Here is a 24,861-nt window from a genome sequence, read left to right as displayed (position 1 = left end):
CTTTCACAGCCCCCTGCAGCGTTGCAAAGGGCCGCCCCGGCTTACAATGCCGATTTCACATCCCATACATCATTCATGTAGCCACGAATTGTCCGGTCAGACGAGAAAAATCCGCTGCGCGCCGTGTTCAGCGCCGCCATGCGGGTCCAGCGGTCGCGGTCGGCGAAGGCCGCGTCCACCTGCGCCTGGGCCGCGTGATAGGCGGCGAAATCGGACGAGACGAGGAAATAGTCATGGTTCCAGACGCCATGGACGATGCCGTGATAGCGGTCCGTCTGCCCCGGTGAAAAGCGCCCCTCGGCCACCATCTGCAGCGCGTCCTGCAACTCCTGGCTGGCCTCAATGGCGCGGCGTTCATGCTCGGGTTCTTTGCGGCGCTGGATCACCTCTTCGGCGGTCAGACCGAAAAGGAAGAAGTTCTCAGCGCCAACCTCTTGCAATATCTCGACATTCGCGCCGTCGAGCGTGCCGATGGTTGGCGCGCCGTTCATCATGAATTTCATATTGCCGGTGCCCGAGGCCTCTTTGCCCGCGGTCGAGATCTGCTCGGACAGATCCGCCGCCGGAACCAGCCATTCCGCCATCGAGACATTGTAATTCGGCGGGTAAACCACTTTCAGAAGATCGCCGGTTTTCGGATCATTATTAATGATTTGCGCGGCGTCATTGATAAGCCGGATGATCTCTTTCGCCACAGCATAGCCAGGCGCGGCCTTGCCGCCGAAGATCTTGACGCGCGGCACCGGGTCTTTGATCACGCCCTCGCGCAGCTTGTGCCAATGGGCGATGGTTTCCAGAATGTTCAGCAGCTGGCGCTTATATTCATGGATGCGCTTGACCTGCACATCGAACATCGCATCGGGGGAAACCCTGATGCCATAGGCCTCGCCGATCTTATTGGCGACGCGGATCTTGTTCTTGCGCTTGGCCTCATGGAAGGCCTGGCGGAAGCCCGCGTCCCCGACATGCGGCTCCAGCCCTTTCAGCCGGTCGAGATCGTCCTCCCAGCCCTCGCCGATGGTCTCGGTGATCAGGCCCGCAAGCGGACGGTTGCACATCTTCAGCCAGCGGCGCGGCGTTACACCATTGGTTTCATTGATGATCCGGCCCGGATGCAGGGCGTTCAGCTCGGGGAAGAGGTTCTTCTTCACCAGTTCCGAATGTAGCGCCGACACGCCATTCACCTTATGCGAGGTGATGAAGGCCAGCTCACCCATCCGCACCTCATGGTGCTTGACGATGCCGATATAATGCGGCGGATTGTAGGTCTCGCGGTGCCAGGTGTCGATCCGCTCGACGATCTGCATATGGCGCGGCAGCACATTGCCGAAGGTAAAGGTCGCCCAGCGTTCCAGTGCCTCGGGCAGCAGCGTGTGGTTCGTGTAGCCCAGACAGCCCTGGGCCGTTTCCAGCGCATCGGCAAAGCCCATGCCATGTTCATCGGTCAGCAGACGGATCAGTTCCGGCCCAGCAATCGCCGGATGGGTGTCGTTCATCTGAATGGCGACATGTTTGGGAAGATCGCGCAGGTTGCTGTTTGCGCTGAGGAAACGGCGAATGATGTCCTGCAGCGCCGCCGAGGTCAGCAGGAACTCCTGCTTCAGCCGCAGCTCTTTGCCCTGATAGGTGGTGTCGTCGGGGTAAAGCACGCGGCTCAGCGTCCGCGCAAGCGCCTCCGGCTCTGCCGCCGCCGCGTAGTCACCGCGGTTGAAACGCTCCAGATCGAATTGCGTGGTCGGTTTCGCTGCCCAAAGGCGCAGCGTATTGGCCCATTTTCCCTGCCAGCCGATCACCGGCGTATCATGCGCCTCGGCCAGAACCGTCTCGCCCGGGGTCCAGATCTGGCGGCCGTCTTTGGTGGTGACCTCGCCCTTGAAACCGATCAGATAGGCGCTTTCGGGGCGCGGAAACTCCCATGGGTGGGCCTGGCTCAGCCAGTCTTCCGGCGTCTCGACCTGGCGGCCGCCCTCAAACAGCTGGCGGAAGAGGCCATGCTCATAGCGGATGCCGTAGCCATAGGCCGGGCAGCCCACCGTCGCCATGCTCTCCATGAAGCACGCCGCCAGCCGGCCAAGCCCGCCATTTCCAAGTGCTGCGTCCGGCTCATTGCCGATAAGCTGGCGCAGATCCATGCCGACCGCCCGCATTGCCTCATCGGCCTTGTCGTAAAGACCCAGATTGACCATCGCATCTTCCAGCAGACGGCCGATCAGAAACTCCATCGACAGATAGCAGACCCGCTTGTGGCCTTGCGCCCAGGTCTTGCGGGTCGAGGCGAACCAGGGCCCCACAATCCTGTCGCGCACCGCATAAGACAGCGCCATCCGCCAGTCATAGAGGCTGGCATTCGGCGCATCTTTACCCAGCGTAAAGGTCAAATGGCGCAGGATGTCGGTGGCAAGATCTGCGGGAAGAAGTTCGCTTACGGGAAAGCCAGTAGTGAGGGAGGGGCTGGAGTCGGTCACCTGGGAATACCTGTCTCGCTGTGCTGTCTGCACCATTTGAACAGCTGCCCGCCAATGCGCAATGCTGCATCTGCATATCGGTCACTTTCCCCACTGCCAGGCAGGTTCTGACTGCCTGAGAAAAAGGCATATCTGATCTATGTCATGGCGCGAGGGTCTTTTGGCCCCGAAAATCAGGGGAATTAACCTATTGATAAAAACATTCGGAGATCCGGCCCATGCATTTGACCATGCGAACCAGCCTTGCCATGAAAACATTGATGTTCTGTGCAGCAAATCCGGATCGCATCGTGCGGCGGGCTGAAATCGCCAGGGCCTGCAACGCCTCTGAGAATCATCTCGCACAGGTGATCTATCTACTGGCCCAGCAGGGGTTTCTGAAAACCATTCGCGGCAGATCAGGCGGGCTGACCCTGGCCCGCGCCCCGGCAGATATCAGCGTCGGCGAGGTCTTTCGCAAGTTCGAGCGTGTTCTGGCCTTCAGCGACTGCATCGGCCCCAACGAGAACACCAGTGAGAGCCCGAGAGAGAGCAACTGCCCGCTGGCAGGCAGCTGCCGCCTGACCTGCGTGCTGAATGAGGCGCTGGATGCCTTTTATTCGCGTCTTGACGCAGCCTCGCTGGCCGAGCTGGTCAATGGCAATCATCCGCTGCTGGAAAAGCTGCGGGTCGCCTAGACAGGCCGCGCGGCCAAAGTGCGGGCAGGCCCGGGGGGAACGCCGGGCCCTCAGCCGCTTTTGGCGATGACCCCGATCTGGCGCAGCGCCTGATCAAGGGCACGATCACGTCCGTCATCCGAGCCAGCCGCCGTCGCGCAAATAGCGTCAAAGCGGTGCCGCAGCTGCTTTTTTTCTTCGCCCTTGCAGTCGTTCCAGGGCCGCCCCTGCAGCCCCATCACCAGGACGTAATAGCTGATGAAATGCGGGCGGGCCCCCGAGGCCAGCAGCCGCGCATAGCCCGCATCCGCCCCAAGCGCACGCAGCTGATCCGCGCTGTTGACGCCCGCACGGGCAAAGGCCGCCTCGCTGGCGGGGCCAAGATTGGGAATGGAAGACACCGGATCGCTCATAGCAGCATTCTTTCAGCGCGGCCCGGGCATCGCAAGCGGCCATGACATGGCAGGCGGCCAGGGCATGGCAGGCGGCCTAAGTATCGCCACGCGGTTTGACAGGCAAAGCCCCGAAATATGGCCGAAACCTGGAAGGGCAGCCAAGCCCCCCTGCCCGCAAGCCATATCCGCAAGCCGTGCCAGAAATGCGTGAAAAAAAGCCCTGCTCGGCACAGCACCATCAGGCCAGAACCGTCCAGCCCTGACAGAAAAAAGGGGCCAACCCTGCGGCTGCCCCCTGGCTGTTCATGGCCGATCCGGCCCTGCTATGCGCGGCAAGCCGCCATTCCCAAACAAACCACAACGGACCCTCAGGGCCGCCATAGCGCCGGGAAACCGGCCCAATATCTCGCGCGTCCCAATATCACACACGCCCCGGGGATAGACCGGAACGCGGCCCGGACCTCAGATTGAGGCCCAGTCGGTGAAGATGGTTTTGCTGCCCTGCTGCTGCGGCGGCACTGCGCCGCTTTGCTGCTGCTGTTGCTGCGGTGCGGGGGATTGGCTTCCACCCTGCTGTGATTGCTGCTTCGTCGCCATTTTTACTGCTCCACGGGGAACTGTTACCTTTCGCCTCATCTGCGCTTTGCCAAGCGGTTACACAAGTGCCTGTTTCAGCACCAATCCGATGAGAATGTTCACATGTGCGAGATTGGCCACAGAAGAACGCCTTTTTCTTATGAATTTAAGGCGATTTATACCAGCCAGAGCTTTGGCATGCGCCCGGTTTGCCCGGCCCAAAGCAGCTGTGCCGCCATCCTGCGGCACAGCAACGGCTTGTCTGTCAGAACGGCTTGTCTGTCAGATCAGTCCAGCCTGGTGGCGGTGAAACCAACCTCATCCAGCGCAGCGATTGCAGCCTCGGGCGTGGCCCCCTCGATACGGACGCGTTTTGCAGCCAGATCCACCTCGACCTCAGTCGAAATCGGCTTCAGCGCCGCCTCGACAGAGGCTTTGCAGTGGCCGCAGGTCATTTCAGGAACGGAAAGCGTGCTCATGGTGTTCTCCTTTTCTGCTGCCGATATGCGGATTCCAGCTACGGGAAGGTCAAGACCCCGGCCCGTAAAAATTTTGCCCCCACAAATACGCGCAGCCGCCACGGCATTTCTGCTGCATCCGGGGGGCCGATCATCTGCAGAACAGGCCTTGACCTTCCGGTGACTGGAAGCATCATATGTTATCCCCGAAAGGGAAATCATCATGACCTCAGCATCCCAGACCCCCGCCCAGCCCCCCGTCGCACCCTCCGTTGCACCCGCAAAGGCCGCCGCGCCAGATGCGGCCGATCCGATCAGCGCCCGCCTGCAGCTGCAGGGGATGAGCTGCGCCTCCTGCACGGCGCGGGTGGAAAAGGCGCTTTTGCGCATCCCCGGCGTCGAAGAGGCCCAGGCCAATTTCGGCACCGGCGAGGCGCGACTGCGCTATCGCGCCCCTGCCGATCAGACGCAGATCAGCGAAGCGCTGGCGAAGATCGGCTATCCGGTGAAGGAAACCACAGTCGAGCTGTCGGTCGAAGGGATGACCTGCGCCTCCTGCACAGGCCGGGTCGAGCGGGTGCTGAAAGCCCAGCCCGGCGTGATCTCGGCTGAGGTCAATCTTGCCACCCGCCGCGCGCGAGTGCAGCTGTCAGCGCCGCGCGATCCGGCCCTGCTGGCCCAGGCGGTGACGAAAGCAGGCTATAAGGCGGTGCCGCTGGACACCGCCTCCCCCTATGACCCGGCCCATGATGAGCGCCAGCTGTGGCGCGATACAGCGCTGGCAGCCGCGCTGACGCTGCCGGTTTTCATCACTGAAATGGGTGGCCATCTGATCCCGGCCTTCCACCACTGGCTTTTGGGCACGATCGGCCAGCAGCCGCTTTGGATCATGCAATTCGTGCTGGCAAGTCTTACTCTCGCGCTGCCGGGGCGGCGGTTCTTCCAGAAGGGCGTGCCGGCCTTGCTGCGCGGTGCCCCGGATATGAACAGCCTGGTGGCGCTCGGGACTTTTGCGGCCTGGTCTTACTCGGTGCTGGTGCTCTTTGCGCCGGGGCTGTTCCCGGCCAATGCGCGGGCGGTCTATTTTGAGGCGGCGGCGGTGATCGTCGCGCTGATCCTTGCCGGTCGCGCGATGGAGGCGCGGGCGCGTGGCCGGGCGGGCGCGGCGATTGCCAGCCTGATCGGGCTGCAGCCCAAAACCGCAAGGCTGGAGGATGGCCGCGAGGTTCCGGTCGCGGATCTTCTGCCCGGCATGCGGGTTGCGCTTCGCGCGGGCGAGCGGGTTCCGGTTGACGGCCAGGTGATCTCGGGCACCTCGGCGGTCGATGAAAGCATGCTGACGGGCGAGCCGCTGCCGGTTGCGAAAGCGGCGGGGGATCCGGTGACGGGCGGCACGATCAACGGCAATGGCGCGCTGGTGGTGACGGTGGGCGCGGTCGGCGCCGATACCGTTCTGGCGCGCATCACCGCGATGGTGGAAGAGGCCCAGGGCTCGAAACTGCCGGTCGAGGCGCTGATCGACCGCGTGACGATGTGGTTCGTGCCCGCCGTTCTGGCGGTGGCCGTGGTGACGGTTGGGCTTTGGCTGGCTTTTACGGGCGATGTGGCGCGGGCGCTGGTCGCGGGTGTCTCGGTGCTGATCATCGCCTGCCCCTGCGCGATGGGGCTGGCGACGCCGGTCTCGATCCTGGTGGGCACCGGCCGGGCGGCGCAGATGGGCGTGTTGTTCCGCCGCGGCGAGGCGCTGCAGCGCCTGTCCGACCAGCGCCATATCTCTTTTGACAAGACCGGCACCCTGACCGAGGGCCGCCCGCAGGTGGTCTCGGTTGAGGGGCCCGCAGAGGTGCTGGCGCTGGCCGCCGCGGTCGAGCGCGGCAGCGATCACCCCCTGGCCGCTGCAATCCTGACGGCTGCCGCCACAACATCCGAGGCAACAGATCAGGCCACAGATCAGGTCGCAGATCAGGTCGCAGATCAGGCCACCGACTTCGTCACCCGCCCCGGCTATGGGATCGAGGCCAATGTGGGGGGGCGGCGCATCGGCCTTGGCGCAGCGCGGATGTTCGACCATGTTCCGCCAGCACTTGAGGCCAGCGCCGCGAAGGCCGCAGAGCAAGGAGAAAGCCTTGTTTTCGTGGCGAAAGACGCCGAGGTGATCGGGCTGATCCGGGTTGCAGACCAGCTGAAACCGAATACGCCGCGTGCGATTTCGGTTCTGAAAGAGATGGGGATCACCCCGGCGATGATCTCGGGCGATACCGAGGCCGCTGCCCGCCATGTGGCGGCGCGGATCGGGATCGAAGAGGTGCATGCCGGGGTTCTGCCTGCGGGCAAGCAACAGATCATCGCGCAGATCGGCGGCGCTTTTGTCGGCGATGGCATCAATGATGCGCCTGCGCTGGCGGCGGCGGCGGTCGGGATCTCGATGGGATCGGGCACCGATGTGGCCATAGAGGCGGGTGATGTGGTGCTGATGCGCTCGGATCCGCTGGCGGTGGCTTCGGCGGTCAGGATCAGCCGCGCGGTCATGCGCAATATCCGCGAAAACCTGGTCTGGGCCTTTGGCTATAACACGGCGCTGATCCCGGTTGCGGCGGGGGCCCTGGTGCCCTTTGGCGGACCACAGCTGTCGCCGATGCTGGCGGCGGGGGCGATGGCGCTGTCCTCGGTCTTTGTGCTGTCAAACGCGCTGCGGCTGCGCTTTGTGAAGGATGTGAAATGAACATCAAGGATGTCGCCGCCCGCTCGGGCCTTCCGGCAAAAACCATCCGCTATTATGAAGAGATCGGTCTGATCCGGCCTTTGCGGGCGGCAAATGGCTACCGGGCCTTTCGGGAAAGCGACCTGCACAAGCTGGCCTTTCTGGGGCGCGCCAGGTCGCTTGGCTTCACGATCGAGGAATGCCGGGCGCTGCTGGCCCTATATGAGGACGAGACCCGGGCCAGCGCCGATGTCAAAGCGCTGGCAGAGCGCCATCTTGACCAGATCGCGGCAAAAATCCGCGAGCTGGAGGATATGCAAAAGACCCTCTCGGACCTGGTCCATGCCTGCGCCGGCGATCACCGCCCCGACTGCCCGATCTTAAGCGGGCTGGCAGGAACCGATCAGAAAGACTGCTGCGCATAAAGAAAAGGGCGCACCCCGAAACGGTGGTGCGCCCAAATTCCTTCAAAGGAATTTGCCCGAAATCTTCAAAGATTTCGGTTTCCCCTGATCAGCCGACCAGCTCGAGGCCGGAGAAGAAGAATGCGATCTCACGAGCAGCCGATTCCGGGCTGTCCGAGCCGTGGACCGAATTTTCGCCTTTCGAGAGCGCGAACTCTTTGCGGATGGTGCCCTCATCGGCCGCTGCCGGATCGGTTGCGCCCATCACTTCGCGGTTTTTCGCAATCGCGCCTTCGCCTTCCAGAACCTGCAGAACCACCGGCTCGGAAATCATGAACGAGACCAGCTCGCCATAGAAGGGGCGCTCTTTGTGCTCGGCATAGAATTCGCCAGCCTGGGCTGCGGTCAGCTGCACGCGCTTGGATGCGACAACGCGCAGGCCTGCTTCTTCGAATTTTGCAACGATCTTGCCGGTCAGGTTGCGCTTGGTGGCATCGGGCTTGATGATCGAGAAAGTGCGCTCAAGGGCCATGGGGCTCTCCAATATCTGGGGGCCGCAGATCCGGCCCGTGTGTGGCCGCGCTGCTAGCATGGGAATGTGACAAAGAAAAGTGGGCGCGAAAAATGCCGCTCTTGTGTGACGCCCGGATTTTCTGCAGCTTTATTCTCTGCTGCTCTGGCCTCAGTCTTTCAGCAATTCGCGCAGCCGTGCTTCTTCCTCATCTGTCAGGCGGCTGACCGGCCCCGGCCCCGCCAATGCACGGCGACGCAACACGAACCAGCTGCCGCCAAGCGCCAGCACCAGCGCCGCCGGGCCCGAGAGCCAGAGCACCCAGTCCCAGCCGCTGAGCCGGGGGTTGAACAGCACGAACTCGCCATAGCGGGCGATCACGAAGTCGATCACCTCGTCATTGCTGTCGCCCGCCACCAGCCGCTCGCGGATGATCAGGCGCAGATCGCGGCTGATCGGCGCATTGGAATCGTCGATATTCTCGCCCTGGCAGACCGGACAGCGGATCTCACGGCTGATCATGCGGGCGCGGGCCTCAAGGCCGGGATCGGCGAGGATCTCATCGGGCTGCACCGCCAGTGCCTCGGTTGCCGCCAGCGGCGTCAGCAACAGCGCCATCGCAAGGAAACAGGAACGGATCATTCGGCTGGCACCTCTTTTCCACGCGGGCGTGCCGATTTCGCGCCTGCCGGGGCGACCCGGTAGCGCCGATCGCTGAGGCTGAACAGACCGCCAAGCGCCATCAGCGCGCAGCCCGCCCAAAGCCAGTTGGCAAAGGGCTCGATATAGGCGCGCACCGCCCAGCCACCGTTTTCCTGCGGGTCGCCGATCACCAGGTAGATGTCGCGCAGCCAGCCGTAATCAATGCCGGCCTCGGTCGTGGGCATGCCCTGGACCGGGTAAGAGCGTTTCTCGGGGTAAAGCGTCACCACCTGGGCACCGCCGCGCCGCACCACCATCTCGGCCATGGTCGAGATGTAATTCGGCCCACGCTCGGCCCGCACATCGGCCAGCTGCACGCTGTAAGGCCCAAGTGCGAAACTGTCGCCCGGCGCGACCACGGCGATCACCTCGACCTTCCAGGCCAGCATCGCCGAGACCGAAAACACCACCACGCCCATCCCGGCATGGGCAATCGCCTTGCCCCATTCGGCCCGCGGCAGATGGCGCAGACGGCCCAGCCGACCAGCCAAAGGCGTTCCCTCGCGCCCGGAACGTGACCACAGATCGGCCAACGACCCGAACACGACCCAGGCCCCCAGCATCACCCCAATCGGCCCAAGCGCCGAGCGCCCGGTCTGCACCGCCCAGATCAGCGCCAGAACCGCCATCCCCAGCACGATCAGCGGCACGCGCCGCCGGATCAGCTGCGGCACCCGCGCCCAAAGAAGCGCCAGCCCCAGCCCTGCGCCCACCAGAACCAGCAGCGCAATCATGCCCTGCCCCTGGGTGATCGCCACCGACAAAAGCCCGACCGCCAGCGCCGCCAGTGCCGCAGGCGCCAGCAGCCCCAGCACCCGCCCGGGATCCCCGCGCTTCCAGGCCAGCATCGCACCCAGCGGCAGGATCAGCGCCAGCGCCACGAAGAACGGCGTGAAGGCCGCGTTGAAAAACGGCTCGCCCACCGACATGACGCGGCCCAGCAGCAGTTCGGCAAAAAGCGGCCACATGGTGCCGATGAAGACGACGAAAGCCCCCACCGCCAGCAGGATATTATTGGCCACCAGCGCAGATTCACGCGAGACCAGCCCGAATACGCCCCTGGCCTGCATCGCCCCCGCCCGAGCCGCAAAAAGCGTCAGCCCGCCGCCGGTGAAAAAGCCCAGGATCATCAGGATGAAGATGCCGCGCTCGGGGTCCGAGGCGAAACTATGCACGCTGGTGATGACGCCAGAGCGCACGATGAACGTCCCGATCAGCGAGAAGCCAAAGGCCAGGATCGCCAGCAGGATCGTCCAGCTTTTCAGGCTTTCGCGTTTTTCAACCACGATGGCCGAATGCAGCAGCGCCGCCGCTAGAAGCCAGGGCATGAAGCTGGCGTTTTCCACCGGATCCCAGAACCAGAAGCCGCCCCAGCCCAGCTCATAATAGGCCCACCAGGAGCCAAGCGCGATGCCGATGGTCAAAAACACCCAGGCCGCCAGCGTCCAGGGCCGCACCCACCGCGCCCAGGCGGCGTCGACCCGCCCGCCGATCAGCGCCGCAATCGCAAAGCTGAAGGACATCGAAAGCCCGACATAGCCCAGGTAAAGAAACGGCGGGTGGAAGGCGAGACCGGGGTCCTGCAACAGCGGATTGAGATCGCGCCCGTCCATCGGCGGCATCTCCATACGCAAAAACGGGTTTGAGGTGAAAAGCATAAAGGCCAGAAACGCCACGCCGACAGAGCCCTGCACCGCAATCACCCGCGCCCGCAGACGCGCGGGCAGCGCCCCGCCGAACCAGGCAGCCGAGGCCCCGAACAGCGCCAGAATCAGCGTCCACAAGAGCAGCGATCCCTCATGATTGCCCCAGGTGCCCGAGATTTTATAAAGCATCGGCTTCAGCGTATGCGAATTGCTGACCACCAGCGCCACCGAGAAATCCGAGGTCACAAAGGCCCAGGTCAGCACGCCAAAGGCAAAGGCAATCAGCGCGAATTGCACCACTGCCGCGGGCTCGGCCACGGCCATCAGCACAGGCCGCCCGCGCCAGGCGCCCCAAAGCGGCAAAATCGTCTGCACCAGCGCCACCATCAGCGCAAGGATAAGGGCAAAATGCCCCAGCTCGATCAACATCTGGCTCTCCCCATATCGCGGCCAGTGTAACCGGGGCTGCGCCCGGCTCCAATGGGCTGCGGCAAATCGGTTATGCGCCTATCGGTCGCGGCGCGGGCTGCGAGTGGGCCGTAGTGGGCTGGATTGCCCGATCCGGCACGGCTAAGCTGGGGCGAAAGTGAAACCAGTTTGCCGAAGGTGACCCTATGACCCGCACCATTCTGATCGGAGCCCCGGTTGATTCGGGCCAGCGCCGCCCCGGCTGTCTGATGGGGCCCGCCGCCTACCGCGTGGCGGGGCTGGCCCGTGAAATCGCCTCTGAGGCGCATCAGGTCGAGGATCGCGGCGATCTGCATCACGGCCCCCTGCCCGAGGTTACCTGCGCCAATCCCGCCGTCGACCAGATGCGCGAGACCGTCGCCTGGACCCAGGTGCTGAAGGCGGCGGTGCATCAGGCGCTGCAAGATGGCGGCTTTCCGATCATCATGGGCGGCGATCACTCGCTGGCGCTTGGCACGGTTGCGGGGGCTGCGGCCTGGGCCGAAGAGGCCGGGCGGCCGCTGTTCCTTTTGTGGCTGGACGCGCATTCCGATTTCCACACGCCCCTGACCACCACCAGCGGCAATCTGCACGGCACCCCCCTTGCCTATATCAACGGGCGCGAGGGCTTTGAGGGCTTCCCGCCCTTCCCCCGCCCGGTGCCCGCCGAGCGGATCTGCATGTTCGGCATCCGATCCGTCGATCCGGCCGAGCAGGCCGCGATGCAGGAGCGCGACATCCAGATCAACGATATGCGGGTGATCGACGAGCGCGGCATCGTCGCCCCCCTGCGCGACTTCCTGGAACGGGTAAGCGCGGCAGATGGCATGCTGCATGTCAGCCTGGATGTCGATTTCCTTGACCCCTCTATCGCACCCGCCGTCGGCACCACCGTGCCGGGCGGCACCACCTTCCGCGAGGCGCATCTGGTGATGGAGCTGCTCCATGAAAGCGGGCTGGTGACCTCGCTCGATCTGGTCGAGCTGAACCCCTATCTCGATGATCGCGGCATGACGACGCGGCTGATGGTGGATCTGGTCGGCTCGCTGATGGGCAAGAAGGTGTTCGACCGCCCCACCAGGGCCAAATAAGCACCGAACAGGTAAACGCGGGGCCCTGGCTGATCTGCGGCAGATCAGAGATCGCGGTAATCGTGCAGCCCCCCCTGCGGATCTGTCACAAGCCAGCGGCCCGGGCCTTCCTCTTGCAGGTAGTCGGGGCCGATTGGCACTTTGCCATGGCCACCGGGGATATCCAGCACATAGGTCGGCAGCGCGGTGCCGGAAATGCGGCCCCGCAAGGCGGCCATGATCGCCTGTCCCTCACGAATGGTCAGGCGAAAATGGCCGGTGCCTTTGGCCAGATCGGGGTGATGCAGGTAATAGGGTTTGACGCGGTTGCGGATCAGCGCCCGGAAAAGCTGCTCCAGCAGGTCCGGCTCGGCATTCACGCCCTTCAGCAGCACGGTTTGCGACAAAAGCGGCACGCCTGCGCGGGTCAGGCGGCGAAAGGCGGCCTCAGCCGCAGGGGTAATTTCATCGGCGTGATTGGTATGCACCACCAGCCAGACCGCAGGCCGGATCTGCATCGCCTGCACCAGATCATCGGTGATCCGCTCTGGCGCGACCACCGGGATGCGGGTGTGAAAGCGGATCACCTGCACGCTGGGGATCTCTGACAACCGCGCCAGCATATCGGCCAATCTGCGCCGCGACAGGGTCAGCGGATCGCCCCCGGTCAGAATCACCTCCCATATCTGCGGGTGGTCGCGCAGATAGGCCAGCACGCGCAGAAACTCATCCTCGGCCAGCTGCCCGGTCTCGCCCACCGCCTCACGCCGAAAGCAAAAGCGGCAATAGACCTCACAGGTCTGGGTCGCATGCAGGATCACCCGGTCGGGGTAGCGATGCGTCAGCCCCTGGACCGGGCGATGCGCGTCATCGCCAATCGGATCGACCAGCTCTTCGGGCAGGATGTTCAGCTCTCGCGCGTCGGGCAGGAACTGGGCCAGCACGCCCTCTGCCCCCTTTTGCTGCATCGCGGGGCTGATGCGGATGCGAAATGCCTCCCCGACCTCGGTCAGCACCCTGCGCCCGGCGGCATCGACCAGGCCATCCCGGATCAGCCCGTCGACGCCGGTGATCGCCCGGGCGGGCAAAGCGCCTTGCACGGATGAAGCGCCTTGCACGGGCGCGGCGCTTTGGATGGGCGATGCGCTTTGCATGGGCGAGGCGCTTTGGATAGGCGAGGCGCCTGGCGTCAGATCTTGCGGTGATGGCGGGGACTGATCAGTCATAGCCTGGCTGATACCCTGCCCGCGCCCGTCCGGCAAGAAAGCCGCGCCAGTTCAGCCAAAGCTATGCCGAGAGCCTGCGCCGCGCAGCCGGGCCAATCACCCGGTGATGGGAAGAACGGGCCGAATGCAGCGGCCCCGCGATAGCCTCAGGCCGTCGGAAAAGTCGTGTCGCGTCATCCATTTGTCTCCTGTCAGCTGACCTGTCTTTTTATCGCCGGGAGAAGTGAATATTTCCTCAACAATATCAGTGATCTGCCGCACTCTGGCCAGGACTGTCGCCAGCAGCCGCCCCCGGCCATTGCGCCCCATGGCTGGTATGGTGTAACTTCATCCCAACTAAATGCGGGTGAGCGTCAGGTATCCTGAAATCCCCGGCCGTGACAAAGAAGGCGCAACGTGTCAGACACTCCGGAAGATATTGAAAACGCAGGTGAAACCCCTGAAAAGCCGGTCTATGACGGGCCCCAGGTCGATATCACCCAGGAGATGCGCACCGCCTATCTCGATTATGCGATGTCGGTCATTGTCAGCCGTGCGATCCCCGATCTGCGCGACGGGCTGAAGCCGGTGCACCGCCGCGTGCTGTTTGCTATGCACGAAAGCAACAACGGCCATGACAAGCCCTATCGCAAATCGGCCCGCCCGGTCGGCGATACGATGGGGAAATACCACCCGCATGGCGATGCATCGATCTATGACGCGCTGGTGCGGATGGCGCAGCCCTTTAGCATGTCGCTGAAACTCCTTGATGGACAAGGGAATTTCGGCTCGATGGATGGCGATCCGCCAGCCGCGATGCGCTATACCGAAGTGCGGATGGACAAGCCCGCCGCCTATCTTCTGGCCGATATCGACAAGGAAACCGTCGATTTTCAGGACAATTACGACGGTAAGGACCGCGAGCCGACCGTTCTGCCCGCCCGCTATCCCAATATGCTGGTTAATGGCACCGAGGGTATCGCCGTCGGCATGGCCACCCGCATCCCGCCCCACAACCTGGGTGAGGTGATCGACGCCACGCTTGCCGTGATAGAAAACCCGGATATCTCCATGGAATCGCTCATGGAAATCGTTCCGGCGCCAGACTTCCCGACCGGGGGCATGATCCTTGGCCGCTCGGGCGCGCGGAAGGCCTATCTTGAGGGGCGCGGCTCGGTCATCATCCGGGCCATCACCCATGTCGAAGAGCTGCGCAAGGACCGCTGGGCGATCATCGTCGATGAGATCCCCTATCAGGTGAACAAGGCCGCGATGATCGAAAAGATCGCCGAGGCCGTGCGCGACAAGCGGATCGAGGGCATCGCCTCGGTCGCCGACGAATCCGACCGCGTCGGCGTGCGTGTGGTGATCGAGCTGAAACGCGATGCCACGCCCGATGTTGTGCTGAACCAGCTGTGGCGCTTCTCGCCGATGCAGGTGCATTTCGGTTGCAATATGCTGGCGCTGGTCGGCGGCAGACCCGAAGTGCTGACCCTGCGCGATTTCCTCAGCCATTTCATCACCTTCCGCGAGGAAGTTGTCGCGCGCCGCACCGCATTTGAACTTCGCAAGGCACGTGAGCGCAGCCATATCCTGTGTGGTCTGGCGGTGGCCGTCTCGAATGTCGATGAGATCGTGGCGACGATCCGCAGCTCGGCCGACCCGGCCGAGGCCCGCGAGCGGCTGATGACCCGGCGCTGGCCCGCCCATGACATTGCGGGCTATATCCGGCTGATCGACGACCCCAGCCATACGATGAACGACGACGGCACCTATAACCTCTCTGAGGTTCAGGCCCGCGCGATCCTTGAGCTGCGTCTGCAGCGCCTGACGGCGATGGGCGTGCGTGAGGTCACCGACGAGCTGGAAGAACTGGCCGCTAAGATCAAGGATTACCTCGATATTCTCTCATCGCGCGAGCGGATCATGGCGATCATCTCGGAAGAGCTGACCGAGGTGAAAACCCTCTTCGCCGTGCCGCGCCGCACCCAGATCGCAGATTGGGAAGGCGATATGGATGACGAGGATCTGATCGAGCGCGAGGATATGGTCGTGACCATCACCTCGGGCGGCTATATCAAGCGCACCCCGCTGGCCGAGTTCCGCCAACAGAACCGTGGTGGCAAGGGTCTGTCCTCGATGCAGACCAAGGAAGACGATGTCGTCACCACGCTTTTCGTAGCAAATACACATACCTGGCTGCTGTTCTTCACAACGACCGGCATGGTCTATAAGCTGAAAACCTGGCGTCTGCCGGTGGCGGGCCGCAATGCCAAAGGCAAGGCGCTGGTCAATATCCTGCCCATCGAGCCCGGCGTCTCCATCGCCGCGCTGATGCCCGTGGATGTGCCCGAGGCCGAATGGGACAAGCTGCAGATCGTCTTTGCAACCTCGGATGGGGATGTGCGCCAGAACGATCTGTCGGACTTCACCAATGTCATGCGCAATGGCAAGATTGCCATGAAACTGCCTGATAACGTTACACTTGTGAACGCGGCAATCGCCGATGAGAATGACGATGTCATGCTGGTTACCGCCTCTGGCCGGGCGATCCGTTTCCCCACGACAGAGATCCGCGTCTTTAAATCCCGCGGCTCGACGGGGGTGCGCGGCATCCGCCTGAACGGCGAGGACAAGGTCGTCTCGATGTCGATCATCCGCCATTTCGAGGCCGACCCGGCCGAACGTGCCGCCTATCTGAAGCAGCGCCGCCTTGTCGCGGGCGTGACCGATGAGACCGAGGCCGATGATGAGGATGAGGCCGCCGAAGGCCAGCTTTCGCCTGAACGCTATGCCGAGATGTCGGCGGCCGAGGATCTGATCCTGACGATCACCGCGCGTGGTCTGGGCAAGCTGTCGTCCAGCCATGATTATCCGGTGCGCGGCCGTGGCGGCCAGGGCGTGACCGCCTTTGCCAAATCGATGCCGGGCGGGCCGCTGGTGGCCTCTTTCCCGGTCGACATGTCGGATCAGATCATGCTGGCGACCTCGTCCGGCCAGTCGATCCGGGTGCCGGTCGGCCAGATCTCATTCCGCTCGCGTTCGGCGGGTGGGGTGAAGGTTCTGAACACCGGCGGCGAGGAAGAGGTGGTCTCGGTCGCCCGCATCGCCGAGCAAGAGGCGGATGAGGCGGCGCCAGACAGCCCCGCAGCAGAGGCCCCCACAGACCCGGCACAGGAATGATTTTACGGCCCGCCCCATCGGCGGGCCGTTTCATTTTAACCCGGTGGTAAACCTTAGCTGTTTCACTGTGCTCTGGATCCCGGCACGGAGGATGCGGTGAATCTCTATCATTGTCTGATCGAACTCAGGCCCGAGGCGCGGGCCTTGTCATTCGCGGCCGCAGTCGCCGCCTGGATGGAACATCTGCGCAACAAGGGCCTTGTAAGTGAATGGCGGCTTTTGCGGCGCAAGCTGGGCCTGGCCTCGGGCGCACATACCGATTTCCTGCTGGAGATCGAGCTTCCCGGCCTTGCCGGGCTGGACAACGCCTTTGCCGGGCTGGCGGCCACCGATGAAGAGGCCCTGCGCCGTTACGACCAGATGCACGGCATGATCGCCCATGCCGATGTCGGCCTTTATCGCCCCTGGCCGGACCCCGCACAGCGAGAAAGGATCGCCCTGATCTGAGCAGCCAATCTCAGCCCTCAATCTGGGCAGTTGATCTGCCGCCCCGGCAGGGCTACATCCCCGGCTATGGATAAGCTCAATATCATCGGCGGCGGCATGGCCGGGTCTGAGGCTGCCTGGCAGGCGGCTGAGGCCGGAATCCCGGTCGTCCTTCACGAAATGCGCCCCTCTGTGGGCACATTCGCGCATCGCACCGGCGATTTCGCCGAAATGGTCTGCTCGAACTCATTCCGCTCGGATGATGATGAGAGGAACGCCGTCGGTCTTTTGCATTGGGAAATGCAGGCGGCCAACGGGGTGATCATGGCAATGGCGCGGCAGCATCGCCTGCCCGCCGGGGGGGCGCTGGCGGTTGACCGCGATGCCTTCTCGGCCTCGGTCACGGCGAAACTGCGGGCGCATCCGCTGATTTCATTCGCGCCGGGCGAGATTACCGCGCTGCCAGATGACGGCCACTGGATCATCGCCACCGGCCCGCTGACCTCTGGCGCGCTGGCCGAGGCGATCCGAACAGAGACAGGCGCCGAAAGCCTGGCGTTTTTCGATGCGATCGCCCCCATCGTCTATGCCGAGACCATCGATATGGACATCGCCTGGCGCCAGTCGCGCTATGACAAAGGCGAGACCGAGGAAGAGCAGAAGGCCTATATCAACTGCCCGATGACCAAACCTCAGTATGAGGCTTTCATCGACGCGCTGCTGGCGGCTGAGAAAACCGAATTCCACGAGGGCGAGACCGCAGGCTATTTCGACGGTTGCCTGCCGATTGAGGTCATGGCCGAGCGCGGGCGCGAAACCCTGCGCTTTGGCCCGATGAAGCCGGTTGGCCTGACCAATTCCCATGCCCCCGACACCAAAGCCCATGCCGTGGTGCAGCTGCGCCGCGACAATGCGCTTGGCACGCTTTACAATATCGTGGGCTTCCAGACCAAAATGAAATACGGCGCCCAAACCGCTGTTTTCAAAATGATTCCCGGTCTTGAGAATGCCAGCTTTGCGCGGCTTGGCGGCATTCACCGCAATACTTTCATCAACTCGCCCACGCTGCTCGACAATCAGATGCGGCTGAAATCGCGCCCGAATATCCGTTTCGCAGGCCAGATCACCGGGGTTGAGGGCTATGTCGAATCTGCGGCCATGGGGCTGCTGGCGGGCCGGATGGCTGCGGCAGAGATCAAAGGCCAGGATCTGCCGCCGCCCCCCGCTGACACCGCCATGGGGGCGCTGATCACCCATATTACCGGCGGGGCCGAGGCGAAAACCTTCCAGCCGATGAATGTGAATTTCGGTCTCTTCCCGCCGATTGACGCCAAAGGCGGCAGGCGCGGCCGCAAGGACCGTTACAAGGCCTATACCGACCGCGCCAAGGATGCTTTCACGGCATGGCTCGGGTAACGCGCTTCGCGCCGTCACCAACCGGGCCTTTGCATCTGGGCCATGCCTATGCCGCGCTGGTTGCCGCTGAACGCGGCGATCAGTTCCTGCTTCGGATTGAGGACATTGATACGGCGCGTGCAAAACCTGCCTTTGAGGCAGGCATCTATGAGGATCTTTCCTGGCTGGGGCTGCGCTGGCAACAGCCCGTTCTGCGCCAGTCTGAACGGCTGGCACTTTACGCAGATGCCGTTGGTCGGCTTAGCGAAATGGGCCTCACCTATCATTGCACCTGCAGCCGTGGCGATATTCGCGCAGCGCTTTCAGCCCCGCAGGAAGGCGCGCCGCTGATCGGCCCCGATGGTCCGGTCTATCCCGGCACCTGCCGCAATGCAGGCCACCGCGAGGGCGCGATCCGGCTGGATATGGCAAAAGCGATGGCCCTCAGCGGGCCCATTCGCTGGACCGAAACCGGCCTGAACCCCGGCGCACATCAGCGCGACGCCCATCAGATGGTGACGGAGATCGGCGATGTCGTGCTGGCGCGGCGCGATATCGGCACCTCATATCATGTTGCTGTGGTGGTCGATGACGCCGCCCAGGGCATAAGTGAGGTCACCCGCGGTGCCGATCTTTTCGAGGCGACCGCCATTCACGTGCTGCTGATCCGCCTGCTTGGCCTGGCCCAACCGCTTTGGCATCATCACCGACTGATCCGCGATGCGGCGGGCAAGCGCCTGGCCAAACGCGATGACGCCCAGGCGCTGGCGAAATATCGGGCCGAGGGCGCGACGCCCGCCGATATTCGCCAGATGCTGCAAGCCGGAATCTAGCCTGGGAAAATCAGGCGATGGGCTTCATCAGCTCGACCTCATCGCCCGTCTCAACCCCGGTGTAAAAGCACGAGCGGCGGTTGGTGTGGCAGGCAGGCCCGGTCTGATCGACCAGCGCCAGCAGGCAGTCGCGGTCGCAATCCACCCGCAGACCGACCAGCTTTTGCACATGGCCAGAGCTTTCGCCCTTCACCCAGAACGCCTGACGCGAGCGCGACCAATAGGTCACCCGCCCCGTTTCAAGCGTTTTCGCCACCGCCGCTGCATTCATCCAGGCCAGCATCAGCACCTCGCCGCTGTCATGCTGCTGCGCGATGCAGGGGATCAGCCCATTGGCATCATATTTCAGGCTGGCAGGATCAAAGGGCATCGGCTTCTCCTTGGCGCGGGGCGGCATCGGGATTACATAGACCAAAGCGGAGGGCAAGCCATGAGCGACAGCGATCTGATCTCGCTTTATTCCGGACGCATCCTGGAGCTGGCGGCCAATGTGCCGCTGACCGGGCGGCTGAGCGCCCCTGATGCATCAGCGCGGCGGCGCTCGCCGGTCTGCGGGTCTTCGATCACCGTGGATCTGGTGCTGAAAGACGGGCGGGTTTCCGAATACGCCCAGGAGGTGCGGGCCTGTGCGCTTGGCCAGGCCTCGGCGGCCATTCTGGGCCAGATGGTGATCGGGCGCAGCCCTGCCGAGCTGACCGCGCTGCGAGATGCGGTCGCGGATATGCTGAGATCCGGTGGCGACGGCCCGGATGCGCCGTTTGATCTTTACCGTGTGCTGATCCCGGCCCGCGAGTTTCGCAACCGCCACGCCTCGATCCTGCTGGCGCTTGAGGCGGCTGCTGAGGCGGCAGAGATCGCCGGCAGCAAGGATCCCTGAGCGGCATAAACCGCTGAATAAAAAAACCGCCGCACGTCGGGTTGCGACGGCGGCGGAAGTGCAGCGTGTCTGGGACATGCGGGGATCTGCAGGACAAAGGCAGATCAGACGGCCATAGGATCGGGACAGATAAGGCCGTGGCATGCCGGGGGTTCAGACCGCAGGCAGAAACTCAGATCCAGGCGCTCAGCCCGCAACGGGCAGCGCGAGGGTAACAAACAGCAAGGCAAACAGGGCGACGATGCCAAGGATATCCTCAACCACGCGGATATCACTGTTGCGGCGGACGGCTTTCAGTCGGGCGATCATTGTCTTTTCCCTCTGCTCTCTTGCTTTGTTGCCTCATTGTTCTCATTTCATTCACCTTTTGTAAAGAACTTTTTGAGAACATTTAGGTATAAAGTGAGAACATTAGGGTTCTGGGGCTGGCCAGCCATATTAAGACAAATGATTTCATAGGGTTAATCGGGATCTCAGCCGACGGTCAGCAATCTGATCGCGCGGTCCTGATCCAGCAGCCACAACAGATGCCGTGCGGCCTTGCCGCGTGGTGATTCCAGCTTTGGGTCGTCATGCAGCAATTTGCGGGCATCCGACTGGGCAACAGCCATCAGCGCTGATTGCCGCTCGATATCGGCGACGCGGAACTTTGGCAGGCCAGATTGCGCGGTGCCGATCAGATCACCCGCGCCGCGCATCGCCAGATCCTCTTCGGCGATGCGAAAGCCGTCTTCGGTATCGCGCAGGGTTTTCAGGCGGCGCTCACCCGTCTCTGTCAGCGGCGCCTGATACATCAGCAGGCAGGTCGATTCGGCTGCGCCCCGCCCGACCCGACCGCGCAGCTGATGCAACTGCGCCAGGCCAAAACTCTCGGCCCGCTCGATCACCATGATCGAGGCATTGGGCACATTCACCCCCACTTCAATCACCGTGGTCGCAACCAGCACCCCGGTTTCGCCCGCCACGAATCGTGCCATCGCCGCGTCTTTGTCAGTGGGCGGCATCTGGCCGTGGACCAGCCCCACCCGCCCTTCGCCCAGGGCGGCCCGCAGCTGCGCGAACCGCTCCTCGGCCGAGGCCAGATCGACCAGCTCGCTTTCTTCAACCAGCGGGCAGACCCAATAGGCCTGCCGCCCCTCGCTCAGGGCGCGTTTCAGATGCTGGACGACCTCATCAATGCGGGCCGTGGTCACCAGGGCGGTTTTGATCGGCTTGCGGCCCGGTGGTTTTTCATCAAGCACCGAGACATCCATATCGCCATAGGTGGCCAGCGCCAGGCTGCGCGGGATCGGCGTGGCGGTCATCACCAGCACATCAACCGCCTCGCCTTTGGCGCCCAGCTCCATCCGCTGGGCAACGCCAAAGCGGTGCTGTTCATCCACCACCGCCAGGCGAAGATCATGGAAAACCACGTCTTTTTGGAAAACCGCATGGGTTCCGACCAGGACCTGGATCTCGCCCGCGGCAAGCGCCGCCAGTTTCGCCGCCCGCTCGGCGCCGCGGTCGCGGCCGGTCAAAAGCTCCAGCCGGATGCCGGCGCTGGCGGCCAGATCGCGCAGCCCCTCATGATGCTGACGCGCAAGGATCTCGGTCGGGGCCATCATCACGCCCTGCCCGCCCGCCTCAACCGCGACGGCAAGCGCCAGCATCGCAACCAGCGTTTTGCCCGCCCCGACATCGCCCTGCAGCAGGCGGTTCATCCGCAAAGGCGCGGCCATATCTGCAGCAATCTCGCTTAGGGCACGGGTCTGCGCCCCGGTCGGGCGATAGGGCAGCGCCGCCAGAACCCGCGCCTGCAGGTGCCCATCGCCCCGGCTTTCCACACCGCGCCCGCGCCGCATCCGGGCCCGCGCCAGCGAAAGCGTCAGCTGATGGGCCAGCAGCTCATCATAGGCCAGCCGCGCCCGGGCCGGGTGATCGGCGGCCAGATCCTGGGCGCTCATGGGCAGATGCGCGCGGCGCACCGCCTCGGCCCAGGTGGGCCAGCCCTCTTTCGCCATCTGACCCGGATCGATCCATTCCGGCAGGTCCGGCAGCCGCGTCAGCGCCGAGGCCACCGCCTTTTGCAGCGTCTTTTGGGTAATCCCGGCGGTCAGCGGATAGACGGGCTCCCACCCGGACAGGGTTTTCGCCTCTTCCGGGGCGAGGATGTGATCGGGGTGCACCATCCTGACCGCGTAATCATTGGCCTCGGCCTTGCCCGAGACCACGCGCCGCGCCCCGACCGGCAGGATGCGCTGCAGATAGTCGCCACGGGCGTGGAAGAACACCAGCTCCAGCACCTCGCCCGCAGAATCGCGGGTCTGGATCACCACCGGGGCCGAACGGTTCCGGGCCGGATTGTGGCGCAAAACCTCGACCTCGATCGTGATGGTGGTGGGCAGGATGTAATCGGAAAGCCCCGCCTGCAGACTGCGGTCGATCCCGGAATAAGGCAGCAAAAACAAAAGGTCGCGCGGGCGCGTGACCGAAAGCCCCTCAAAGGCCTTTGCCGATTTCGCGCCGACCCCGTCCAGCGTTTCCAGATCCGCGAAAAGCGGGAAAAGCGCCTCTGGCCTGCTCATGCCCCTGAGGATCCGATCAGCGCCAGCCAGGCGTCCTCATCTATCATCTTCACGCCGTGTTTTTCGGCATCCTTCGCCTTTGATCCCGCGCCAGGCCCCGCCACCAGCAGATCGGTTTTCGCCGAAACGCTGCCCGCAACTTTGGCGCCAAGCGCCTCGGCACGGGCCTTGGCCTCGGCGCGGGTCATTTTCTCAAGGCTGCCGGTGAAGACCACCGTCAGGCCAGCAACCGGGCTGGCGCTGGCCCGCGCCGGGGGGGGCGTGATCTCGCGCAGCTGGGCAATCAGCGCATCGACCGCCTCACGCTCATGCCCGCCGGGCGCGAGCGAGGTGACCAGCGACACCGCCAGCACCGCGCCGATCCCGTCAATCGACAAAAGATCCGACCAGGCGGCGGTGGTCTCAGACGGCAGCGGATCCGCCTCCCATATCGCGGCACGCACCTTTGCCAGCTGGGCGCGGCGGCCCTGGTGGCTGGCCTCGGCACGTTCTTGCGCCTCGGCCTCATCGGCGGCGATCTGGCGCAGGGCGGCGGGATGGGCGAGGTCAACCGCCCCGATCAGCGCCGTCCAGCTGTGATAATAGCGGGCCAGATCGCGGGCCGCGCCCTCGCCGACATCGCGGATGCCAAGGCCGAACAAAAGCCGCTCCAGGCTGATGCGGCGGCGTTCCTCTATCGCCGCCCAAAGCTTTTTGACCGAGGTCTCGCCAAAGCCGTCACGGTTCTTCAGCTTTTGCAGCGGATTGGCATTGTCGCGCTCTTCCAGCGTGAAGATATCGGCGGGGGTTTTCACCGGCAAAAGGTCGTCGTGATAGAACATCTCGACCTGTTTCGCGCCAAGCCCCTCAATATCAAAGGCATTGCGGCTGACGAAATGTTTCAGCCTTTCAACCCCTTGCGCCGGGCAGATCAGCCCGCCCGTGCAACGGCGCACGGAATCGCCCGGGGCGCGGATCGCCGGGCTGCCACATTGCGGGCAGGTCTCGGGGAAATGATAGGGCTGCGCGGTATCGGGCCGTTTCGTCAGATCGACATCGGCCAGCTTCGGGATCACATCACCGGCGCGGTAGACCTGGACGAAATCGCCGATGCGGAAATCGCGCCCGCCCCGGATCTCTTCGCCCGCCGAATTGCGGCCCTGGATGTAATCCTCATTGTGCAGGGTGGCGTTCGAGACCACCACGCCGCCCACCGTCACCGGGGTCAGCCGCGCCACCGGAGACAGCGCCCCGGTGCGGCCCACCTGGATGTCGATGGCTTCGATCCAGGTCCAGGCCAGCTCGGCTGGGAATTTATGCGCAATCGCCCAACGCGGCGTGGTCGAGCGAAAACCAAGCCGCGCCTGCAGCGCCAGATCATCGACCTTATAGACCACGCCGTCGATATCATAACCAAGGCTGGCGCGGCGCTCGCCGATCAGACGGTATTGCGCCAGCATCTCATCGGGCCCGGCGCAAAGCACGGTCAGCGGATTGGTCTGAAAGCCAAAGGCGGCCAGCTGCGCGATGGCCGCCGATTGGGTGGCCGCCAGCGGCTGCGACAGCTCGCCCCAGGCATAGGCGAAGAATTTCAGCGGCCGCGCGGCGGTGATCGAAGCATCCAGCTGGCGCAGACTGCCCGCCGCCGCATTGCGCGGATTGGCAAAGACCTTCTCGCCCGCCGCCAGCTGCCGCGCATTCAGCGCCGCGAAATCGGCATGCGACATATAGACCTCGCCGCGCACCTCAAGAACCTCGGGTGCCCCGGCGATTGTCTGCGGAATATCCGGGATGGTGCGGGCATTGGCGGTGACATTCTCACCCGTCGCGCCATCGCCGCGCGTGGCGGCCTGGACCAGCACGCCCTGCTCATAACGCAAGGACAGCGAAAGCCCGTCGATCTTCGGCTCGGCGGTGTAACTCAGCGCCCCCTGATGGTTCAGAAAGCTGCGCACACGCTCGTCGAAATCGGTGACATCGGCATCGTCGAAGGCGTTTTCCAGGCTGAGCATCGCCACGCGGTGGGGCACTTTGCCAAAGCCCTCGGCCAGCGCGGCGCCGACCTGTTCGCTGGGGCTGTCCTGGCGTTTCAGCTGCGGGAAATGCTGCTCTAACAGGCTGTTGCGCCGTTTCAGCGCGTCATATTCCGCGTCAGAGATCACCGGCGCATCATCGGTGTGATAGGCGCTGTTTGCTGCCGAAATCGCCTGGGCCAATGCCGCCAGTTCGGCCTGGGCCTCGCCTGGGCTAAGCTGATCTGGGTCTTTGGCGTCCATGGTCATCTCCGGCATTGCTGGCCGAAATTAGGGCCTGTCAGCGCAGAGGTAAAGCCGGATCGGCATGGCGGCAGATGCTGCCTGCCCCATGC

21 protein-coding genes are annotated in these 24,861 nt (G+C 63.7%); 9 read left to right on the top strand and 12 right to left on the bottom strand.

The window, feature by feature from the left end; genetic code table 11:
* Positions 1-41 precede the first annotated feature (41 nt).
* Positions 42-2,465: a glycogen/starch/alpha-glucan phosphorylase gene (locus HOY34_RS11940; RefSeq protein WP_366926952.1), complete on the bottom strand. Its 2,424-nt coding sequence runs from the start codon at positions 2,463-2,465 to the stop codon at positions 42-44.
* 218 nt (positions 2,466-2,683) lie between these two features.
* On the opposite strand from HOY34_RS11940, the gene HOY34_RS11935 reads away from it, so the two are divergent.
* On the top strand, positions 2,684-3,142 hold the full coding sequence (locus HOY34_RS11935; protein WP_172363117.1) for an RrF2 family transcriptional regulator: 459 nt from the start codon (positions 2,684-2,686) through the stop codon (positions 3,140-3,142).
* A 50-nt stretch (positions 3,143-3,192) separates the two neighbouring features.
* Here HOY34_RS11935 and HOY34_RS11930 read toward each other — a convergent pair whose 3' ends face one another.
* The 3 genes from HOY34_RS11930 to HOY34_RS11925 all read right to left on the bottom strand — a co-directional run bounded on the left by HOY34_RS11930 (position 3,193) and on the right by HOY34_RS11925 (position 4,571).
* Positions 3,193-3,534, bottom strand: coding sequence for a TfoX/Sxy family protein (locus tag HOY34_RS11930; RefSeq protein ID WP_172363115.1), 342 nt, complete (start codon positions 3,532-3,534; stop codon positions 3,193-3,195).
* 444 nt (positions 3,535-3,978) lie between these two features.
* Complete coding sequence (locus HOY34_RS22325; RefSeq protein ID WP_301538899.1) at positions 3,979-4,113, bottom strand: hypothetical protein; 135 nt, start codon at positions 4,111-4,113, stop codon at positions 3,979-3,981.
* Positions 4,114-4,379: 266 nt separating this feature from the next.
* On the bottom strand, positions 4,380-4,571 hold the full coding sequence (locus tag HOY34_RS11925) for a heavy-metal-associated domain-containing protein (protein WP_172363113.1): 192 nt from the start codon (positions 4,569-4,571) through the stop codon (positions 4,380-4,382).
* A gap of 202 nt (positions 4,572-4,773) precedes the next feature.
* On the opposite strand from HOY34_RS11925, the gene HOY34_RS11920 reads away from it, so the two are divergent.
* Positions 4,774-7,272, top strand: coding sequence for a heavy metal translocating P-type ATPase (locus tag HOY34_RS11920; RefSeq protein ID WP_172363111.1), 2,499 nt, complete (start codon positions 4,774-4,776; stop codon positions 7,270-7,272).
* Positions 7,269-7,676: a Cu(I)-responsive transcriptional regulator gene (gene cueR, locus HOY34_RS11915; protein ID WP_172363109.1), complete on the top strand. Its 408-nt coding sequence runs from the start codon at positions 7,269-7,271 to the stop codon at positions 7,674-7,676. Before HOY34_RS11920 ends, cueR begins: the two co-directional genes overlap by 4 nt.
* An 88-nt stretch (positions 7,677-7,764) precedes the next feature.
* Here cueR and ndk read toward each other — a convergent pair whose 3' ends face one another.
* From ndk to HOY34_RS11900, 3 genes are all read right to left on the bottom strand, one after another.
* Positions 7,765-8,187 (bottom strand): nucleoside-diphosphate kinase, encoded by a 423-nt coding sequence (gene ndk / locus HOY34_RS11910; protein WP_172363107.1) that lies wholly within the window; start codon positions 8,185-8,187, stop codon positions 7,765-7,767.
* Positions 8,188-8,337: 150 nt separating this feature from the next.
* On the bottom strand, positions 8,338-8,808 hold the full coding sequence (locus HOY34_RS11905; protein WP_172363105.1) for a cytochrome c-type biogenesis protein: 471 nt from the start codon (positions 8,806-8,808) through the stop codon (positions 8,338-8,340).
* Positions 8,805-10,943, bottom strand: coding sequence for a heme lyase CcmF/NrfE family subunit (locus HOY34_RS11900; RefSeq protein WP_172363103.1), 2,139 nt, complete (start codon positions 10,941-10,943; stop codon positions 8,805-8,807). The genes HOY34_RS11905 and HOY34_RS11900 overlap by 4 nt, the downstream gene beginning before the upstream one ends.
* A 185-nt stretch (positions 10,944-11,128) precedes the next feature.
* Between HOY34_RS11900 and rocF the strand changes: the two genes are divergently transcribed.
* Entirely contained in the window at positions 11,129-12,052 is a 924-nt protein-coding gene (gene rocF / locus HOY34_RS11895; RefSeq protein WP_172363101.1) for an arginase, read from the top strand.
* Between the two features lie 44 nt (positions 12,053-12,096).
* Here the strand turns inward: rocF and HOY34_RS11890 are convergent, their stop codons facing one another.
* Positions 12,097-13,185, bottom strand: a complete 1,089-nt coding sequence (locus HOY34_RS11890) for a lysine-2,3-aminomutase-like protein (protein WP_172363099.1) — start codon at positions 13,183-13,185, stop codon at positions 12,097-12,099.
* Positions 13,186-13,653: 468 nt separating this feature from the next.
* Here HOY34_RS11890 and gyrA point away from each other — a divergent pair, with 468 nt between their 5' ends.
* The 4 genes from gyrA to gluQRS all read left to right on the top strand — a co-directional run bounded on the left by gyrA (position 13,654) and on the right by gluQRS (position 19,073).
* On the top strand, positions 13,654-16,419 hold the full coding sequence (gyrA, locus tag HOY34_RS11885) for a DNA gyrase subunit A (RefSeq protein ID WP_172363091.1): 2,766 nt from the start codon (positions 13,654-13,656) through the stop codon (positions 16,417-16,419).
* A 96-nt stretch (positions 16,420-16,515) separates the two neighbouring features.
* Positions 16,516-16,866 (top strand): DUF6614 family protein, encoded by a 351-nt coding sequence (locus HOY34_RS11880; RefSeq protein ID WP_172363089.1) that lies wholly within the window; start codon positions 16,516-16,518, stop codon positions 16,864-16,866.
* A gap of 66 nt (positions 16,867-16,932) precedes the next feature.
* Complete coding sequence (trmFO, locus tag HOY34_RS11875; RefSeq protein WP_172363087.1) at positions 16,933-18,261, top strand: methylenetetrahydrofolate--tRNA-(uracil(54)-C(5))-methyltransferase (FADH(2)-oxidizing) TrmFO; 1,329 nt, start codon at positions 16,933-16,935, stop codon at positions 18,259-18,261.
* Complete coding sequence (gene gluQRS, locus HOY34_RS11870; RefSeq protein ID WP_172363085.1) at positions 18,249-19,073, top strand: tRNA glutamyl-Q(34) synthetase GluQRS; 825 nt, start codon at positions 18,249-18,251, stop codon at positions 19,071-19,073. Before trmFO ends, gluQRS begins: the two co-directional genes overlap by 13 nt.
* Positions 19,074-19,083: 10 nt before the next feature.
* Here gluQRS and hisI read toward each other — a convergent pair whose 3' ends face one another.
* Positions 19,084-19,443, bottom strand: coding sequence for a phosphoribosyl-AMP cyclohydrolase (gene hisI, locus HOY34_RS11865; RefSeq protein WP_172363083.1), 360 nt, complete (start codon positions 19,441-19,443; stop codon positions 19,084-19,086).
* A gap of 60 nt (positions 19,444-19,503) precedes the next feature.
* On the opposite strand from hisI, the gene HOY34_RS11860 reads away from it, so the two are divergent.
* Positions 19,504-19,950, top strand: a complete 447-nt coding sequence (locus HOY34_RS11860) for an iron-sulfur cluster assembly scaffold protein (protein ID WP_172363081.1) — start codon at positions 19,504-19,506, stop codon at positions 19,948-19,950.
* A gap of 186 nt (positions 19,951-20,136) precedes the next feature.
* Here HOY34_RS11860 and HOY34_RS22320 read toward each other — a convergent pair whose 3' ends face one another.
* The 3 genes from HOY34_RS22320 to ligA all read right to left on the bottom strand — a co-directional run bounded on the left by HOY34_RS22320 (position 20,137) and on the right by ligA (position 24,769).
* A complete protein-coding gene (locus HOY34_RS22320; protein ID WP_301538898.1) occupies positions 20,137-20,259 on the bottom strand; it encodes a hypothetical protein in 123 nt (40 codons plus the stop codon).
* A gap of 164 nt (positions 20,260-20,423) precedes the next feature.
* Positions 20,424-22,514, bottom strand: coding sequence for an ATP-dependent DNA helicase RecG (gene recG, locus HOY34_RS11855; protein ID WP_172363079.1), 2,091 nt, complete (start codon positions 22,512-22,514; stop codon positions 20,424-20,426).
* Positions 22,511-24,769, bottom strand: coding sequence for an NAD-dependent DNA ligase LigA (ligA, locus tag HOY34_RS11850; protein WP_253944404.1), 2,259 nt, complete (start codon positions 24,767-24,769; stop codon positions 22,511-22,513). Before ligA ends, recG begins: the two co-directional genes overlap by 4 nt.
* Positions 24,770-24,861: the final 92 nt, after the last annotated feature.

The sequence above is a fragment of the Pseudogemmobacter hezensis genome, from assembly GCF_013155295.1.
GTDB classification, from domain to species: domain Bacteria; phylum Pseudomonadota; class Alphaproteobacteria; order Rhodobacterales; family Rhodobacteraceae; genus Pseudogemmobacter; species Pseudogemmobacter hezensis.
Note: the sequence above shows the minus strand (reverse complement) of the source record. Positions and strands in the feature narration are given on the sequence as shown.